Annotated in this window: 15 protein-coding genes and 1 pseudogene; all 16 read left to right on the forward strand. The window is 59.9% G+C overall.

Features of this window, described 5'->3' with window-relative positions:
• The first annotated feature begins 280 nt into the window (after positions 1 to 280).
• The 16 genes and pseudogenes from tssA to icmH all read left to right on the forward strand — a co-directional run bounded on the left by tssA (position 281) and on the right by icmH (position 17,524).
• Positions 281 to 1,843, forward strand: coding sequence for a type VI secretion system protein TssA (tssA, locus tag ACZZ0K_RS24505; protein WP_056790892.1), 1,563 nt, complete (start codon positions 281 to 283; stop codon positions 1,841 to 1,843).
• Between the two features lie 32 nt (positions 1,844 to 1,875).
• On the forward strand, positions 1,876 to 2,379 hold the full coding sequence (gene tssB / locus ACZZ0K_RS24510; RefSeq protein ID WP_016772498.1) for a type VI secretion system contractile sheath small subunit: 504 nt from the start codon (positions 1,876 to 1,878) through the stop codon (positions 2,377 to 2,379).
• 28 nt (positions 2,380 to 2,407) lie between these two features.
• Positions 2,408 to 3,883: a type VI secretion system contractile sheath large subunit gene (gene tssC / locus ACZZ0K_RS24515; protein ID WP_016772499.1), complete on the forward strand. Its 1,476-nt coding sequence runs from the start codon at positions 2,408 to 2,410 to the stop codon at positions 3,881 to 3,883.
• 9 nt (positions 3,884 to 3,892) lie between these two features.
• Complete coding sequence (gene tssE / locus ACZZ0K_RS24520) at positions 3,893 to 4,300, forward strand: type VI secretion system baseplate subunit TssE (protein ID WP_007920274.1); 408 nt, start codon at positions 3,893 to 3,895, stop codon at positions 4,298 to 4,300.
• A gap of 11 nt (positions 4,301 to 4,311) precedes the next feature.
• Positions 4,312 to 4,800 (forward strand): PAAR domain-containing protein, encoded by a 489-nt coding sequence (locus ACZZ0K_RS24525; RefSeq protein ID WP_463559531.1) that lies wholly within the window; start codon positions 4,312 to 4,314, stop codon positions 4,798 to 4,800.
• A 94-nt stretch (positions 4,801 to 4,894) separates the two neighbouring features.
• Positions 4,895 to 5,863, forward strand: a complete 969-nt coding sequence (locus ACZZ0K_RS24530) for a DUF6402 family protein (protein ID WP_150742884.1) — start codon at positions 4,895 to 4,897, stop codon at positions 5,861 to 5,863.
• On the forward strand, positions 5,860 to 6,324 hold the full coding sequence (locus ACZZ0K_RS24535) for a hypothetical protein (protein WP_463559533.1): 465 nt from the start codon (positions 5,860 to 5,862) through the stop codon (positions 6,322 to 6,324). Before ACZZ0K_RS24530 ends, ACZZ0K_RS24535 begins: the two co-directional genes overlap by 4 nt.
• A 72-nt stretch (positions 6,325 to 6,396) precedes the next feature.
• Positions 6,397 to 8,184 (forward strand): type VI secretion system baseplate subunit TssF, encoded by a 1,788-nt coding sequence (gene tssF / locus ACZZ0K_RS24540; RefSeq protein WP_150742885.1) that lies wholly within the window; start codon positions 6,397 to 6,399, stop codon positions 8,182 to 8,184.
• Positions 8,148 to 9,155 (forward strand): type VI secretion system baseplate subunit TssG, encoded by a 1,008-nt coding sequence (gene tssG / locus ACZZ0K_RS24545; protein WP_095181222.1) that lies wholly within the window; start codon positions 8,148 to 8,150, stop codon positions 9,153 to 9,155. The genes tssF and tssG overlap by 37 nt, the downstream gene beginning before the upstream one ends.
• A gap of 11 nt (positions 9,156 to 9,166) precedes the next feature.
• Positions 9,167 to 11,824, forward strand: a complete 2,658-nt coding sequence (gene tssH / locus ACZZ0K_RS24550; protein WP_258707353.1) for a type VI secretion system ATPase TssH — start codon at positions 9,167 to 9,169, stop codon at positions 11,822 to 11,824.
• A gap of 10 nt (positions 11,825 to 11,834) precedes the next feature.
• Entirely contained in the window at positions 11,835 to 13,355 is a 1,521-nt protein-coding gene (locus ACZZ0K_RS24555; protein ID WP_150742887.1) for a sigma-54 interaction domain-containing protein, read from the forward strand.
• A gap of 93 nt (positions 13,356 to 13,448) precedes the next feature.
• Positions 13,449 to 13,589: a hypothetical protein gene (locus tag ACZZ0K_RS24560; protein ID WP_003229566.1), complete on the forward strand. Its 141-nt coding sequence runs from the start codon at positions 13,449 to 13,451 to the stop codon at positions 13,587 to 13,589.
• An 18-nt stretch (positions 13,590 to 13,607) separates the two neighbouring features.
• A complete protein-coding gene (tagH, locus tag ACZZ0K_RS24565; RefSeq protein WP_056790868.1) occupies positions 13,608 to 14,804 on the forward strand; it encodes a type VI secretion system-associated FHA domain protein TagH in 1,197 nt (398 codons plus the stop codon).
• Positions 14,805 to 14,809: 5 nt separating this feature from the next.
• Positions 14,810 to 15,309: pseudogene (tssJ, locus tag ACZZ0K_RS24570) on the forward strand (type VI secretion system lipoprotein TssJ).
• A 2-nt stretch (positions 15,310 to 15,311) separates the two neighbouring features.
• The gene (gene tssK, locus ACZZ0K_RS24575) at positions 15,312 to 16,643 is read left to right on the forward strand and encodes a type VI secretion system baseplate subunit TssK (RefSeq protein ID WP_016772510.1); all 1,332 of its coding nucleotides are present in this window, start codon (positions 15,312 to 15,314) and stop codon (positions 16,641 to 16,643) included.
• A gap of 5 nt (positions 16,644 to 16,648) precedes the next feature.
• Positions 16,649 to 17,524 carry a type IVB secretion system protein IcmH/DotU gene (gene icmH, locus ACZZ0K_RS24580; protein ID WP_016772511.1) on the forward strand — a complete coding sequence of 292 codons (876 nt, stop codon included), beginning with the start codon at positions 16,649 to 16,651 and terminating at the stop codon, positions 17,522 to 17,524.
• Positions 17,525 to 17,537: the final 13 nt, after the last annotated feature.

Raw genomic sequence — 17,537 nt, forward strand, 5'->3', positions numbered from 1 at the left:
CTGGGACAATGGTTTGGCGGGAGCCGGGAAAATGCGCTGATTTATAAACGGCATCAGGGAAACCCCTGCGACATATAGGGCGATCTCCTGCAGACCTCAATGAACAGTTCGTCTTGTTGTTTAATCAGATGCTTGCTAGTGGCCATCATAGTGATTACGATGCGCCCACTTGAAAGAGCACATCTCAATTGGATGAGTCGCTGAACTGCTCTTCGATACTGTCCCGCGTTGCTGAAACTCCATTCACGCGCATGACTGTAATCCTTAATAAAGGCCATGGATGTCCTACTCAAGCAAACTTTCCGCCCATTACCTCGAACTCGCAAAAGTCTCTGTTTCCAAAGAGAATTTTGCGGGCGAAGACGTTCGTTTTTCGAGCGAATTCGAGGCGCTTGAAAGTGAGCTGGCCAAGGCTTCGTCGATGCACGAAAGCGGGCAGATCGACTGGCTGAAAATCCGCGAAAACAGCGAAAATCTGCTGCGTACCCAATCCAAGGATCTGCGTGTCGGCGCCTGGCTGACGTGGTCGCTATACCAGCGCGAATCCTTCCCCGGGCTGCTTGCCGGCCTCGGTCTGCTGCACCATCTGTCGGAAAACAACTGGGCCGACGTCCACCCGCTCAAACCCCGCACCCGTGCCGCCGCGATCGGCTGGCTGGTGCCGCGTCTCGAGCAGGTCATCACCGAAAACATTGCGATCAAAGAGCAGTTGCCGATGTTCCGGCAGCTCTCCGAGCACCTGGCCGGTCTTGAGGCCGCGTGCACTGAACATCTGGGCGATGACGCGCCACTGCTGCTGCCGATCTCCCGCCGCCTGAAAACCATGATCCAGCGTGCCGCCGACAACCAGCCGGCACCCGGCGTGGTGGGGGCGGCGGTGGCGCAGGTCAAGCAGGCCGCGACCCAGCTGCTCACTCCTGGCGCACCGATCGACAACGAGCGGGATGCGCACAAAGCCCTGCGCGCCCAGCAGGACAGCGCCCGGCCGTTGTGTGCCTGGTGGCTCAAGCAGAAGGCTACCGATCTGCGTGCCCTGCGCCTCAATCGCACGCTGTTGTGGATGACCATCGACGCAGTGCCCGAGCGCAACGCCGAGCAGATCACCGTGCTGCGCGGTCTGCCGCTGGAAAAACTCAAGCTCTATCAGGACCGTTTCGATCAGGGCAAATACGCCGATCTGCTGGTGGAACTGGAGGCGAGCCTGGCGAAGGCGCCGTTCTGGTTCGATGGCCAGAGGATGGTCTGGGAATGTCTCCAGAACCTCAACGCCGAGCTGGCAATGCGCGAAGTGGAAATCCACTTCGCGCTTTTGATTCAGCGCCTGCCGGGCATCATCGAGTTGCGCTTCCATGACGGCGCGCCGTTTGCCGATCCGTCCACCCGGGCGTGGATCGCCGCCAATGTCATGCCGCACCTGCAAAGCGCCAGCGCGCCGCGCAAGGTCGAAAGCGAGAACGTCGAAACCCAGCCGGCCTGGGAAAAAGCCCTCGAGGAAGTCCAGCCGATCCTGCGCAAGGAAGGCTTGAAGCCGGCCGTGCAGATTCTCAAGCAGGGTCTGCAATCGGCCCACGGTGGCCGTGAACGCTTCTTCTGGCAGTTCACCCTCGCGCGGCTGTGTTTCCTGGCCAAGAAATACGAACTGGCCAAGAACCAGCTCGAAACCCTCGATCAGACATTACAGGACTCAGGCCTGCACGCCTGGGAGCCCGATCTTGCATTGCAAGTGCTGCACCTGCTGCACAGTTGCTGCGAGTTGTTGCCGCAGAACCACGCCGTACGTGAAAGCAAGGAAGAGATTTATCGCAGGCTGTGCCACCTCGACCTCGAAGTGGTACTCGAATAGGCCCCAGGGCCACAACCGCAAGGAGAAAAGCCATGGCCAAAGAAGGCTCGGTAGCCCCCAAGGAACGCATCAACGTCACCTTCAAACCCGCCACCGGCGGAGCTCAGGAAGAGATTGAACTGCCGCTGAAGCTGCTGGCAATCGGTGACTACACCCACCGCAAGGACGATCGCAAAATCGAAGATCGCAAGCCGATCAGCATCGACAAGATGACCTTCGACGAAGTGTTGGCCAAGCAAGAGCTGGGTCTGACGCTGAGCGTGCCGAACCGTCTGCAGGAAGATGGCGAGGCTGAAGAGCTGGCCGTGCAATTGCGCGTCAATTCGATGAAGGACTTCAACCCGGCCAGCCTGGTCGAGCAAGTGCCTGAGCTGAAAAAACTGATGGAACTGCGCGATGCGCTGGTGGCCCTCAAAGGCCCGCTGGGTAACGCACCTGCGTTCCGTAAAGCGATCGAAGGCGTGCTCGCCGACGACGAATCCCGCGGTCGCGTACTCGGTGAGCTGGGCCTGAACGCCGCAGCCCCGGACGCCTGAGACTCCAGTAGCCAAGGAAGCCAACACAATGAGCACTAGCGCAGCACAAGAGAAGAGCGCCGCCAGCGGCGAATACAGCATTCTCGACAGCATCATCGCCGAAACCCGTCTGACCCCGGACGACGAAGCCTACGACATCGCCAAGCGTGGCGTGTCGGCGTTCATCGAAGAGCTGCTCAAGCCGCAGAACAACGGTGAGCCGGTCAAGAAAGCCATGGTTGACCGCATGATCGCCGAGATCGATGCCAAGCTCAGCCGTCAGATGGACGAGATCCTGCACCACCCGGATTTCCAGGCGCTGGAATCGTCGTGGCGTGGTCTGCAGTTGCTGGTCGACCGCACCAACTTCCGCGAAAACATCAAGATCGAAATCCTCAACGTCTCCAAAGAAGACCTGCTGGACGATTTCGAAGATTCGCCGGAAGTCATGCAGTCGGGCCTGTACAAGCACATCTACACCGCTGAATACGGCCAGTTCGGTGGTCAGCCGGTGGGCGCGATCATCGCCAACTACTACATGTCGCCAAGCTCGCCAGACGTCAAGCTGATGCAGTACGTGGCCAGCGTTTCGTGCATGTCCCACGCGCCGTTCATCGCTGCCGCCGGGCCGAAATTCTTCGGTCTGGAAAGCTTCACCGGCCTGCCGGATCTGAAAGATCTGAAAGACCACTTCGAAGGCCCGCAATTCGCCAAATGGCAGAGCTTCCGTACTTCGGAAGACTCGCGCTACGTTGGTCTGACCGTGCCGCGTTTCCTGCTGCGTAACCCGTACGATCCGGAAGAAAACCCGGTGAAATCGTTCGTGTACAAGGAAACCGTTGCCAACAGCCACGAGCACTACTTGTGGGGCAACACCGCTTACGCCTTCGGCACCAAGCTGACCGACAGCTTCGCCAAATTCCGCTGGTGCCCGAACATCATCGGCCCGCAGAGCGGTGGCGCGGTTGAAGACCTGCCGTTGCACCACTTCGAAAGCATGGGCGAAATCGAAACCAAGATCCCAACCGAAGTATTGGTTTCCGACCGTCGTGAATACGAACTGGCCGAGGAAGGCTTCATCTCCCTGACCATGCGCAAAGGCTCCGACAACGCGGCGTTCTTCTCCGCAAGCTCGGTGCAGAAGCCGAAGTTCTTCGGCATCAGCGCAGAAGGCAAGGCGGCAGAGCTGAACTACAAGCTCGGCACCCAACTGCCGTACATGATGATCGTCAACCGCCTGGCTCACTACTTGAAAGTGCTGCAGCGCGAGCAACTCGGTTCGTGGAAAGAGCGTACCGACCTCGAGCTGGAACTGAACAAGTGGATCCGTCAGTACGTTGCCGACCAGGAAAACCCGAGCGCCGAAGTGCGTGGCCGTCGTCCGCTGCGCGCTGCGCAAGTGATCGTCAGCGACGTTGAAGGCGAGCCGGGCTGGTACCGCGTGAGCTTGAACGTGCGTCCGCACTTCAAGTACATGGGTGCCGATTTCACCCTGTCGCTGGTTGGCAAGCTGGACAAAGAGTAAGAGCGACTCATGGACGGATACGGCAGCCTGTTCGAACGCCTCAACGGCGACGCACAACTACGCAAGGGCAACAGCCTTGAGGCTTGTGCCATGGCGTCAGTGGCTGCCCATTTGGCCAAAATGCTCAGCACCCGGGCCGGCAGCGTGCAAACGCTGGCCGACTACGGGTTGCCCGATCTCAATGACATGCGCCTGAGCCTGCACGACTCGCTGAGTCAGGCCCGTCTGGCCATCGAAAACTTCATCGAAGCCTACGAGCCACGCCTGAGCAACGTGCGTGTCATTTCCCTGCCGCGTGACCACGATCAACTTCGCCTGGCCTTCAGTATCGAAGGCCTGCTGGAAGTCGAGGGGTTCAAGCGTCAGGTCAGTTTCTCCGCGCGCCTGGATGGCAGCGGTCAAGTCAAGGTCACCTAAGGAGATCCCCGATGTCTGGCAAACCCGCAGCACGCGTATCCGACCCCACCGCTTGCCCGCTCCCCGGCCACGGCACCAACCCGATCGCCGCCGGTTCCGGCGACGTGTTCTTCGACGGCCTCGCGGCCGCCCGCCAAGGCGATGCCTCGGCGTGTGGTGGTGCGATGTCCGGCGGCTTGGCGACCACCGTGTTGATCAACGGCAAGCCTGCCGCGACGGTTGATTCGGTGGGAACCCATGGCAACAAGGTCACGGCTGGGTCCGGCACGGTGATTATCGGCAATTCGCATTCGCCGGCGCCGTTTGTGCCGCCGTTGCCGGTGGAGATTCAGTGGCCGTTTAACGAGCACTTTGTGATCAATTGCGAAGAAACAGGCAAACCCCTTGCAGGCGTGGAGTACACACTTAAAACCGCATCGGGGAAAATCATAAACGGCGTGACTGGCGCGGATGGGAAAACTCAAAAGTATTCTCCGCTACTGCAGAGGCAATTGAGTTGATTATTGAGCCTCAGAGTAGAGTCGTGCTCGCTTAGTTTCTCTTTTGAATTACAGAAATTTTGATTGCTGGAAAATATAGCAAAGGGATAGAGGAATGGCAGCGAAGACAGTGGCAACCATGATGACTCCGGCAAGTAATAACTCCGGTCAGATTGCTACTGCTCGCCAGTTCAAAATTACCGATATTCCAAATACGATGAAAAAAATCAATTGGCCCGTTGCTGCTGCGTTGATGAGCCATTGGTTCAATGGCAAGCCATGGACAACAAAAGATGGTGGAATGGATGATGTCGTAAAAAGACATGAGGCATTTGCACCTGCAGAGTACATCGAAGAAACCATCGTAAAAATGAATTGGGTCCTTGGATTCGAGCGTGCAAACGCAGCATTCAAACATTTGAAGGCCAACTGGAACAGCCCCGCTGGAATAAATCTGATAAAGACAAGATTGCTTAAGCAATTTTCCAATAGTGCTCCTGGCTGTTATCCGTTGACTTTTAATGGCGTGGCCAGTGCTGCAGAGAAATTCGGCTACTCAAATAACAAAGTTGTAGAGTTCGAGCAGGCTGGTGATGATGAAGTCAATGAGCTTCGCGCTGCACTTGCGAATTTCAATATGCGCGTGATTGCCGAAGGGGCGGTGGTGGTGACAGGCAAGAATATTGTTTTTACGCCGTCAAAAATCGGCTTTTACATTGAAGATGCGTATGATTTTAATGATGGAGTTGCTCTTTTTAGCCAGATTCTAGGTTATTGGAATTTCGATAAATTGGTCACTGACCCGGTTGAAGGCGTCAAAGCAAACGCTAAGCTGGCGGCTGAAATGAACTCTGTATTGGCTGAGTCTGCATATAAACGGGTTAGGGGAGAACAAACACCTCAGCAGAGAGAAGAGGCTGTTCGCCGGTATAAAGAGCTAGAAGGTAAGCATTACATGCTGGTTCAGAATAGCGATTTTCGAGATTATCGGGATGTGAATAAGAAAGGCGGGGATTTTCGCGTTTACTCAGACGTTTTGTACGAAAGCGTATCCGTGGCTCCTATCGAGGCGATCTCTAAATGAGTTCATGGCGCAAGTTTTTTCTAAGTTTGGCCGCACTACTGGTCAGTTTTTTAATTGCCGTCGCTTTTATCGTGAATGGAGTTTTGAGTCGTGCGCCTGATGTCTCAAAAAAGAGCCCTTACGGCCACTATCTTATAGAGTCAGTACCGGCCAGTTCGCTTTTGACTCCGCGAGACTCGGTTTACTTGCGTTTTACGGATTTGAATGACCTTGGTCATGTTTATCGAACTCCTTTGTTTTCTGATGTTTCACTGGATATGACCGCTGATGAAAGTGATGATGCTGTCGGTGTTGTTTTTATTATGCTGGATAAAAAAACAAGGAGTTCACGCTGGCGCTATCTAATCCAAGAAAGCATTGGCTGGATCTGTTTATCAGCAACACTCCGTATGAGGTTATTCCCAATTGAAGTGCCGAACCTTAGTTGGGCAAATCACGGTAAGTACTTTGGCGCGAATTAGTAATAATAAATGAGCGGTGGCTTGCGGCCAGCACGGAATATTTAATTCAGATTATGATCAGGCAATCACTCCATGTCCTTTAACCACTACTACCAAAGCGAACTCACCGCACTGCGCCAGCTCGGTCGCCGTTTCGCCGAGCGTAGTCCGGCGCTGGCGCCGTATCTGGGGCAGGCCGGGCGGGATCCGGATGTAGAGCGGTTGCTGGAAGGCTTTGCGTTCCTCACCGGGCGCCTGCGCCAGAAGCTCGATGACGAACTGCCGGAGCTCAGCCATTCGCTGATGCAGCTGCTGTGGCCGAACTACATGCGCCCGCTGCCGGCGTTCAGTATTTTGCAGTTCGATCCGCTCAAGCGATCCGGGCCTGCATTGCGCGTCGAGCGTGATACGCCGATTGAAAGCAAGCCGATCGAAGACGTGCGTTGCCGCTTCCGCACCTGCTACCCGACTGACGTGCTGCCGCTGGATCTGGCCGCGCTGAACTACTCGGTGAAGGGCGATGGCTCGCTGCTCAGCCTGCGTCTGGAAATGAGCGCCGACGGCCACCTCGGCGAACTGGAGCTGAGCAAGTTGCGCCTGCACTTTGCCGGTGAGCGCTACATCAGCCAGATGCTCTACCTGAGCCTGCTGCGCAACCTCGACGGCATCGAACTGATCCCGCTTGACGGCGCCGGCAAGCCGATCGATGGCGTCAGCGGCAAGCCGATGGCGTTCAAGATTCCCGGTGATCGGGTCAAACCGGTGGGTTTTGCCGAAGAAGAAGCGTTGATCCCGTATCCGCTGAATACCTTCCGTGGCTATCGCTACCTGCAGGAGTATTTCGCCTTCCAGGACAAGTTCCTGTTCGTCGACGTCAACGGTCTGGACATTCTCAAGGCGCTGCCGGAAGACACGCTCAAGCAGATGCGTGGCCTCGAATTGCGTTTCGACATTCGCAAGAGCGGCATCATGCGCATGCGCCCGACCCTCGATAACGTGAAGCTGTTCTGCACGCCGATCGTCAATCTGTTCGAGCACGACGCTCTGCCGATCCGTCTCGACGGCAAGCAGGACGAATACCTGTTGCTGCCGGCGGAATACGACCTGGAAAACTGCGGTGTGTTCTCGGTGGAAACCGTCACTGGCTGGAAGCCCGGCGGCCTCGGTTATCAGGAGTACGTGCCGTTCGAATCCTTCGAGCACGACCCTAGTTTCGACGTGCCCAACAGCCGTCCGCATTACAGCATTCGCCAGCGTTCGTCCTTGTTGCATGACGGCCTCGACACCTACCTGAGCTTCGGCATCCGCCACACCGAAGCCCACGAAACCCTGTCGATCGAGCTGATGTGCACCAACCAGAACCTGCCGAAAAAGCTCAAGCTCGGCGACATCTGCATGGCCAGCGAGCAGACCCCGGAATTCCTCAGTTTCCGCAACATCACCCCGGCCACTCCGAGTTTCGCGCCACCGCTGAACCGTGACTTCCTGTGGAAGCTGATCAGCAACATGTCGCTTAACTATCTGTCGCTGGCGGACGTCAATGCGTTGAAGGTGATTCTGGAAACCTACGACCTGCCGCGCTACTACGACCAGCACGCGGAAAAGGTCAGCAAGCGCCTGCTCGGCGGCCTCAAGCACATCAAGCATCACCACGTCGACCGCCTGCATCGCGGTCTGCCGGTGCGCGGTTTGCGCACCGAACTGACCATCGACCCGGAAGGCTATATCGGCGAAGGCGACCTGTTCGTCTTCGCTTCGGTTCTCAACGAGTTTTTCGCGCTTTACGCCAGTCTCAATTCATTCCATGAGCTGCGGGTAAAAAGCACACAGGGAGAGGTGTACCAATGGACACCACGTATGGGCCTGCAGCCCCTGCTTTAAGCGGGCTGACCAAGGTAATACGCGAGTACTCGCTGTTTCAGGCCGTGCTGCTGGTGATCGACCGGCTGCGCGAGGCACACCCGCATCTGAGCGAAGACGATCTGTACGACCAGGTCGAGTTCCAGGCCAACCCGAGCCTGGGTTTTCCGCGCAGCGACGTCGATCGCGTCGAGTTTTTCGAAGAGCACGGCAAGATGCGCGCGCGCATGCGCTTCAACCTGATCGGCCTGGTCGGCTCCGGTTCGCCGCTGCCGGCGTTCTATGGCGAACAAGCCCTGGGCGACAGCGAGGACGGCAACCCGACGCGTAATTTCCTCGACCTGTTCCACCATCGCCTGCAACGACTGATGCTGCCGATCTGGCGCAAGTACCGCTACCGCGCGAGCTTCCAGAGCGGCGCGATCGACCCGTTCTCGGCGCAACTCTTTGCGCTGATCGGCCTGGGCGGCGACGAGATCCGCAAGGCCAAGGAACTCAACTGGAAACGCCTGCTGCCGTACCTCGGTTTGCTCAGCTTGCGGGCGCACTCGGCGGCGTTGATCGAAGCCGTGCTGCGTTACTACTTCAAGCACGAAGACCTGGTCATCGAGCAGTGCATCGAGCGCCGCGTGGAAATCCTCGAAGAGCAACGCAATCGTTTGGGCCGCGCCAACAGCGTACTCGGCGAAGACCTGGTGCTGGGCGAGCACGTGCGCGACCGCAGCGGCAAATTCCGCATCCACATCACCGAACTCGACTGGCAGCGATTCCATGAATTCCTGCCGATCGGTTTCGGCTACCAGCCGCTCTGCGCGCTGGTGCGGTTCACCTTGCGTGACCCGCTCGATTACGACATCCGCCTGGTCCTGCGCCAGGAAGAAATCCGCGAACTGCGCATCGGTGAGCAGAACGCCTGTCGCCTCGGTTGGACCAGTTGGCTGGGCCGCGAGAAAGCGGACGGCGTGGTGACCCTGGGCAGCAAAATTCATTAAGGACGTGAGCCATGATCAACGTAGACCTGCAACAACTCATCCAGGCGCTGGACGCCGAAACCCGTCGTGATCTGGAACGTTCGGCCGAGCGTTGCGTCGCCCGTGGCGGGAGCAAGATTCTGGTCGAAGACTTGCTGCTGGGCTTGCTCGAGCGTCCGAACGGTTTGCTGTCGCGCGCGTTGCAAGATGCTGACGTCGACGCCGGTGAACTGACCGCTGCATTGCAGTCGCGGGTCGAGCACAGCGCTTCGCGCAACCCGGTGTTCGCCCCGGAACTGGTGCAATGGCTGCAAGACGCACTGCTGGTGGCCAACCTCGAACTGGGCCAGACCCAGGTCGAAGACGCGGCGCTGATCCTGGCGTTGCTGCGCAACCCGATGCGTTATGCCGGCAGCCGCTATCAACCGCTGCTTGCCAAACTGAACATTGATCGCCTGAAAGAATTTGCCCTGTCGCAACAGGAGCAACCGGCGGCCAACGGCAAACCGGCCGCACAGGGCGAATCGCTGTTGCAGCGCTTCACCCACAACCTGACCCAACAGGCCCGCGACGGCAAACTCGACCCGGTGCTCTGCCGCGATGGCGCGATCCGCCAGATGGTCGACATCCTTGCCCGTCGGCGCAAGAACAACCCGATCGTCGTCGGTGAGGCCGGTGTCGGTAAGACCGCCATCGTCGAAGGCCTCGCCTCGCGCATCGCTGCTGGTGAAGTGCCGCAGGTGCTCAAAGGCGTTGAATTACTCTCGCTGGACATGGGCCTGTTGCAGGCCGGCGCCAGCGTCAAAGGTGAATTCGAGCGTCGTTTGAAAGGCGTGATTGATGAGGTCAAAGCCTCGCCAAAACCGATCATTCTGTTCATCGACGAAGCTCACACCCTGATCGGCGCGGGCGGCAATGCCGGCGGTTCCGACGCGGCCAACCTGCTGAAACCGGCACTGGCCCGTGGCGAACTGCGCACCATCGCTGCCACCACCTGGGCCGAGTACAAGAAATACTTCGAGAAAGACCCGGCGCTGGCGCGTCGCTTCCAGCCCGTGCAACTGCACGAACCGACCGTCAGCGAAGCGGTGACCATTCTGCGTGGTCTGGCTCAGGTCTACGAGAAGAGCCACGGCATCTACCTGCGCGATGACGCGGTGGTGTCCGCCGCTGAATTGTCCGCGCGTTACCTGGCCGGTCGGCAACTGCCGGACAAGGCTGTAGACGTACTCGACACCGCGTGCGCCCGCGTGCGCATCAGCCTCGCTGCGGCCCCGGAAAGTCTGGAGCGCCTGCGTGGCGAACTGGCTGAAGGCGGTCGTCAGCGTCAGGCCCTGCGTCGCGATGCCGAGGCCGGTCTGCTGATCGACCACGAAGCGCTGGATGCGCTGGAAGCGCGGCTGGACGAAGCGGAAAGCGAGATGGTTGCGCTCGAGACCCTGTGGACTGAGCAGAAAGAGCTGGCCGAGCGTCTGCTGGAACTGCGTCAGCAACTGGCCAAGGCCCGCGAGGCTGCAGCTGTTGAGCCGACCGTCAGCGTGGAAGAAGACGCCGAAGGCACCGTGATTGAAACTCTGGTCGCCGAAGTCGAAGAAGGCCAAAGCGTCGAAGCGCTGGAAGCCCAATTGCATGAAACCCACGCCGCGTTGACGGCTGCGCAAGTCAAAGAACGCCTGGTCAGCTTCGAAGTCTGCCCGCGTCTGGTCGCCGAAGTGATCAGCGCCTGGACCGGTGTGCCGCTGGCGCAACTGGCCCGCGAGCACAACGCCAAGGTCGCCAGTTTCGCCACCGACCTGCGCACGCGCATCCGTGGTCAGGAACAAGCCGTGCACGCGCTGGATCGTTCGATGCGCGCGACCGCTGCCGGTCTGAACAAGCCTGATGCACCGGTCGGGGTTTTCCTGCTGGTCGGCCCGAGCGGCGTCGGCAAGACCGAAACCGCGCTGGCACTGGCGGACCTGCTGTACGGCGGCGACCGCTTCATCACCACCATCAACATGTCCGAGTTCCAGGAAAAGCACACCGTCTCGCGCCTGATCGGTGCGCCACCGGGCTACGTCGGTTACGGCGAGGGCGGCATGCTCACCGAAGCCGTGCGCCAGAAGCCGTATTCGGTGGTGTTGCTCGATGAAGTCGAGAAGGCTGATCCGGACGTGCTCAACCTGTTCTACCAAATCTTCGACAAAGGCGTGGCCAACGATGGCGAAGGTCGCGAAATCGACTTCCGCAATACGTTGATCCTGATGACTTCGAACCTGGGTAGCGACAAGATCAGCGAACTCTGCGAAGACGGCGCGCGGCCGACCGCCGAAGTGCTCGAAGAAACCATTCGCCCGGTACTCAGCAAACACTTCAAACCGGCGCTGCTGGCGCGGATGAAAGTGGTGCCGTACTACCCGGTGGGCGGCCCGGTGCTGCGCGAGCTGATCGAGATCAAACTCGGCCGTCTTGGCGAGCGCCTGAACCGTCGTCAGCTGGAGTTCAGCTGGTGCCAGAACCTCGTCGATCACCTGTCCGAGCGTTGCACGCAAAGCGAAAGCGGTGCGCGCCTGATCGATCATCTGCTCGATCAACACGTGCTGCCGCTGGTGGCCGATCGTCTGCTTGATGCGATGGCGACCGGCGAGAGCCTCAAGCGTGTGCATGCCACGCTCGACGGCAACTCCAGCGTGACCTGCGAGTTCGTCTGAGGTGGGCGTGATGTTCACTCAGGTGCCGCAGCCACTGGTCTATGCCGAAGCGTTGCTGGCGCAGTTCGCCAGTCTTTCGCGCGCGGCGGACAGTGCTGCGCTGCTGGGTGAATTCGTCCGTGGGTTGGCCGAGCTGAGCGGCTGCGAACTGACGCAGCTGTATCTGCTCGACGCCACCCACACCTGCCTGGGGATGAATGCCGAGTGCCTCGACGGCGCGCTGCAACCGCGTCAGGCGGCGAGCCTGCCGGCGGATTACAACGGTGAACAACTGCTGCAATTTGCCCTGTGCCAGAACCGCGTGGTGTGCCTCGACGACCTGACCGGCAGCCTGCACGAAACCAGTTTTCTACCGGCGACGAGCACGCCGTGGCAGTCGCTGTTGTGCGTGCCGCTGGTCAATCAGCACAAGTCGGTTGAGGGCTTGTTGCTGTGTGCCAGTCGTCGTCGCACTGACTTGCAGGGTTTCGCCGACTCCCTCGGCCAGCTCGGCTCGTTCGTGCTCGGCCAACTGCATCTGCTGCAACGCCTGCGTCAGCCAGCCGCCGAATCGGCCACCGCCACTCGCAGTGTGCCGAGCATCAGCGGCTACGGCCTGATCGGCAAAAGCGCGGCGATGCGCCAGACCTATTCGCTGATCAGCAAGATCCTTCACAGCCCGTACACCGTGCTGTTGCGTGGCGAGACCGGCACCGGCAAGGAGGTGGTGGCGCGGGCGATCCACGATTGCGGCCCGCGTCGCTCCCAGGCGTTCATCGTGCAGAACTGCGCGGCGTTCCCGGAAAACCTGCTGGAAAGCGAACTGTTCGGCTACCGCAAAGGCGCCTTCACCGGCGCCGATCGAGATCGCGCAGGGCTGTTCGACGCGGCCAATGGCGGCACGTTGCTGCTCGATGAAATCGGCGACATGCCGTTGTCGCTGCAAGCGAAGATTCTGCGTGTGTTGCAGGAAGGCGAGATTCGTCCGCTGGGTTCCAACGACACGCACAAGATCGACGTGCGCATCATCGCCGCGACGCACCGTGATCTGGCGGCGCTGGTCAGCGAAGGCAAGTTCCGCGAGGACTTGTACTACCGCCTCGCACAATTCCCGATCGAGCTGCCGGCCCTGCGTCAGCGCGAAGGCGACATCCTCGATCTGGCCCGGCATTTCGCCGAGAAGACCTGCACCTTTCTGCAGCGTGATCCGGTGCGCTGGTCGGATTCGGCGCTGGAGCATCTGTGCGGTTACACCTTCCCCGGCAACGTTCGCGAACTCAAGGCACTGGTCGAGCGCGCGGTGTTGCTCTGCGAGGGTGGCGAGTTGCTCGCCGAGCATTTTTCCCTGCGCCTGGAACCGATGCCCGAAGACAACAGCGGCCTGAATCTGCGCGAACGCCTGGAGCAAGTCGAGCGCACTTTGCTCCTCGATTGTCTGCGCAAGAACGACGGCAACCAGACCCTCGCGGCCCGCGAACTGGGCCTGCCACGGCGGACGCTGTTGTATCGACTGGGGCGCTTGAACATCAATCTGGGAGATTTCGATGGCTAGGCAAAAGGTCAGCGATCTTTCCGCAAAAACCCATTTCAGCGCCGCCCGCAAGGGTCGGCGCTTTGTGCTTTGTCTACACCTGGAGACCCTCTGATGTCTGTTCGTCACTGGCACGCTGTCCTGCTGACCCTCGTCGTTCTATGCGGCCTTGGCGGCTGTAGCGGCAATTACAAATTCAACGACAACGACTATCGCCCGTTGGGTGATCCGCAAGCGGTCAATCGCGGCAAGTGACCGCAAGGAGCATCAAACATGGAATTGGTTTTCGAAATGCTGAACACCAAGCAGTTCGTGCCCACCGAGCTGTGCCAGCGGACCTTCAAGCAGGCCGGCGGCGTGATCGGGCGCGGCGAGGACTGCGACTGGATCATCCCTGACCGCAAGCGGCACCTGTCCAACCACCACGCGATTGTCAGCTACCGCGAGGGCTCGTTCTTCCTCACCGACACCAGCAGCAACGGTGTCCAGGACGGCAGCAGCGGCGCGCGCCTGCACAAGGGCGAGCCGGTGCGCATCGAGCACGGCAGCACCTACATTCTCGGCGACTTCGAGATCCGTGCGCGGCTGGTCCGTGACCCGGCGACCTTCGACGGCGAAGTCGGCCGCCCGCGCGCCGCTGGCAGCATCATTCCGGATGACGCGTTCCTCGACCTCGACCCGCTCAACGCCCTCGAACAGCAAGAGCGCGTCTACTCGGAAATCGATGAGCTGCTGTCGCCCACCGCCAAGCCGGAAGATTCCCGTCAGCGTGCCGACTACGCGCGCATCGACATGGAAAGCCTGATGGTCCCCGAGCTGATTGCCGCCCCGGTCGAACCTGAGCCGGCGCCTGCGCCGAAAGCCGTCGAGCGTCAGAGCGAAGGTTTCTGGGAACACTTCGGCGCGGCGCTGGGCGTCGACGTCAAAGGCCTCAGCCACGACGAACGCGAAGCGCTGGCGCTCAACGCTGCGCGGCTGCTGCGCCAGAGCATCGGTGGTTTGCAGCAGAGCCTGCGCACCCGCTCGGAGCTGAAAAACGAGCTGCGTCTGGCCCAGACCACCGTGCAGGGCACCAACAAGAACCCGCTGAAATTCGCCGTCGACCCGAGCGAAGCACTGCAAATTCTGTTGCAGCCAAGCAAGCCCGGCCATCTGCCGGCCGAGCAGGCGATCTCCCGCGCATTCCGTGATTTGCAGGCGCACCAAGTGGCGCTGCTGACTGCCAGTCGCGCCGCCGTACGCGGCACGCTGGAGCACTTCTCGCCAGAGCAGCTGACCCTGCGTTTCGAGCGCGACAACAAGCCATTGATTGCAACATCGGGTGGGCGCTGGAGAGCGTTCGGCCGCTATCACCAGGCACTGCGTCAGGACGATGACTGGAGCGAGCGTCTGCTGGCCCGCGACTTCGCCCAGGCCTACGAAGAACAGATCCGCCTGATCTCCACCCTCCACACCGACCACCAAGGATGATGCGCATGTCTCGCCGCTCGACCGCTTTTTCAAGACGCTGACTGCGCTCACCGTGCTGGTGCTGCTTGCCGGTTGCTCGTCGCTGTCGCCGTACTCGAAAGTGACCAAGATCAACCTCAAGCTGACCGGCAGCGATCAGCTCAATCCGGACCTCAACGGGCGGCCGTCGCCGATCGTCGTGCGCCTGTTCGAACTCAAACACCCGGTGACCTTCGAGAACGCTGATTTCTTCAGCCTCTACGAGCGCGCCAAGGAATCCCTCAACCCGGATCTGGTGGCCAGCGAAGAACTCGAACTGCGCCCGGGTGAAACCGTGGAACTGAAACTCAGCGTGGAGGAGGGCAGCCGTTACGTGGGCATCCTCGCCGCCTATCGCGACCTGCCGGATACCCAGTGGCGCCACACCGTGCAGATCACTCCGCTGGAACTCACCGAGGCTGATCTGACCCTCGATCAGGCCGGTATCCGCAACACCCAACAAGTGCTCGCCAAGGCGGATGACTGATCATGAACACCCATAAAGTCATTTGGCAGGAAGGCATGCTGCTGCGACCGCAGCACTTCCAGCACAACGATCGTTATTACGATCACCAGATGAAAACCCGCACGCAATTGCTCGGTGGCTACACCTGGGGTTTTCTCAATCTGGAAATCGACTTGCAGTTCCTCAACATGGGCAAACTGGTGATCAGTGAAGCCTCGGGGATTCTGCCGGACGGCAGCCTGTTCGAACTCGGTGGCAACACCGAGCCGCTGGCGCTGGACGTGCCGCCGAACACCGGCAATACGCCGATCTATCTGGCGCTGCCGCTGGTCACCGGCAACCACATCGAGGCCCGGCGCCCGGAGCAATCCGACGTGCTCGCGCGCTACACCGCGTATGACGCGGAAGTCGCTGACTCCAACGCCGGCGACGATTCCGCCAGCCAGGTCAGCTGCGGTCGTCCGGACTTCAAACTGTTGCTCGGCGAGCAGCAGAGCGATCAGGCCTACGTGAAGCTGAAAATCTGCGACGTGCTCGACACCACGCCCGACGGCGTGATCAGCCTCGACCCGGATTTCGTCCCGACCTACATTCAGGCCCACGCCTCCAGCTACCTGCTGTCGTGCCTGAAAGAAGTCATCAGCATGCTCAGCCACCGTGGCGACACCATCGCCGAGCGGATTCGCTCCAACGGCAAGGTCGGCGGCGCTGAAGTCGGCGACTTCATGATGCTGCAACTGATCAACCGTACCGAACTGCTGCTGCGCCATTACCTCGGTCTTGAGCAGGTTCACCCGGAAGAGTTGTATCGCACGCTGCTGACCATGCTCGGCGATCTGGCGACCTTCTCCGGCGAGAGCAAACGCCCGCGTCTGGACAGCCGCTACTCCCACGCCGATCAGGGCGCGAGCTTTCGCAAACTGATGGAAGCGATCCGTCAGGTGCTGTCGATGGTGCTCGAACAGCACGCCATCGAACTGATCCTGCAGGCGCGTCAGTACGGCATCATCGTCTCGCCGTTGCACGACCACAAACTGCTCGGCTCGGCCTCGTTCGTGCTGGCAGCCAGTGCCAACTGCGACTCCGAAGAACTGCGTCAGCGCTTGCCGCAGCACCTCAAGGTCGGCCCGGTGGAGCGCATCCGCCAACTGGTCAACCTGCACTTGCCGGGGATCAAGGTCAAACCGTTGCCGGTGGCCCCACGGCAGATCGCGTTCCATTCGAACAAAACCTATTTCATCCTCGAACTCAGTTCCGAAGACCTGGCACAACTCGAGCGCTCCGGCGGTTTCGCGTTCCACGTGTCCGGCGAATTCGCCGAGCTTGAACTGAAATTCTGGGCCATCAGGAACTGACCGACATGATCAAGGAAACGGATTACAACCAGGACGACAAAACCGTCCTGCTCGACCGTCAGGGCCACGGACCGGCATCGAGTCCGCTGACCGACTTCGCCGCGCCGCCGCGTTTCGAGCAACTGGAAGAACGCATGATCTACGCCGCGCGCCTGCGTCCGGCGGAGGCGTTCAATATCAGCCTCAACTCGCTGGTCGCGGCCTCGTCCGACCTGCTCTCGGAAGTGGTGCGCCTCAAGCACAGCGAAACCCGTGAAGATCTGTACGCTCTCAATGAGCGTCTGACCGCCGGGCTGAAGTTGTTCGAAGTACGCGCCCTGCACAACGGCGCCGAAAGCAGCCAGGTGATGGCCGCGCGTTACGTGCTCTGCACCGTGGTCGACGAAGCCGTCGTGACCACGCCGTGGGGCAACGAAAGCGAGTGGTCGCAGATGAGCCTGCTGAGCAGCTTCCACAACGAAACCTTCGGCGGCGAGAAGTTTTTCCAGCTGCTCGATCGGCTGTCGAAAAACCCGGTCAAGCACCTGCCGATGCTCGAACTGATGTACCTGTGCCTGTCCCTCGGTTTCGAGGGCAAGTACCGCGTGCAGGCGCGCGGCATGCTTGAGCTTGAAGGCATCCGCGACGCCTTGTACCGGCAGATCCGTCAGTTGCGTGGCGACGTGCCGCGCGAGTTGTCGCCGCACTGGGAAGGTCTCAACGATCAGCGCCGCAACCTGGTGCGCATCGTGCCGGCGTGGATGGTGGTGCTCTTTACTCTGGTCTGCCTGGTGGTGATGTATTCGGGCTTCGCCTGGGTCCTGAGCGAACAACGCGACACCGTTCTGCATCCTTATCAGCCGCTTGATCCAGCCGCGGTGCAACCGCAGGCGCAGCCGTAAAACAGGGACGTGT

The organism is Pseudomonas sp. AC255, from assembly GCF_979258175.1.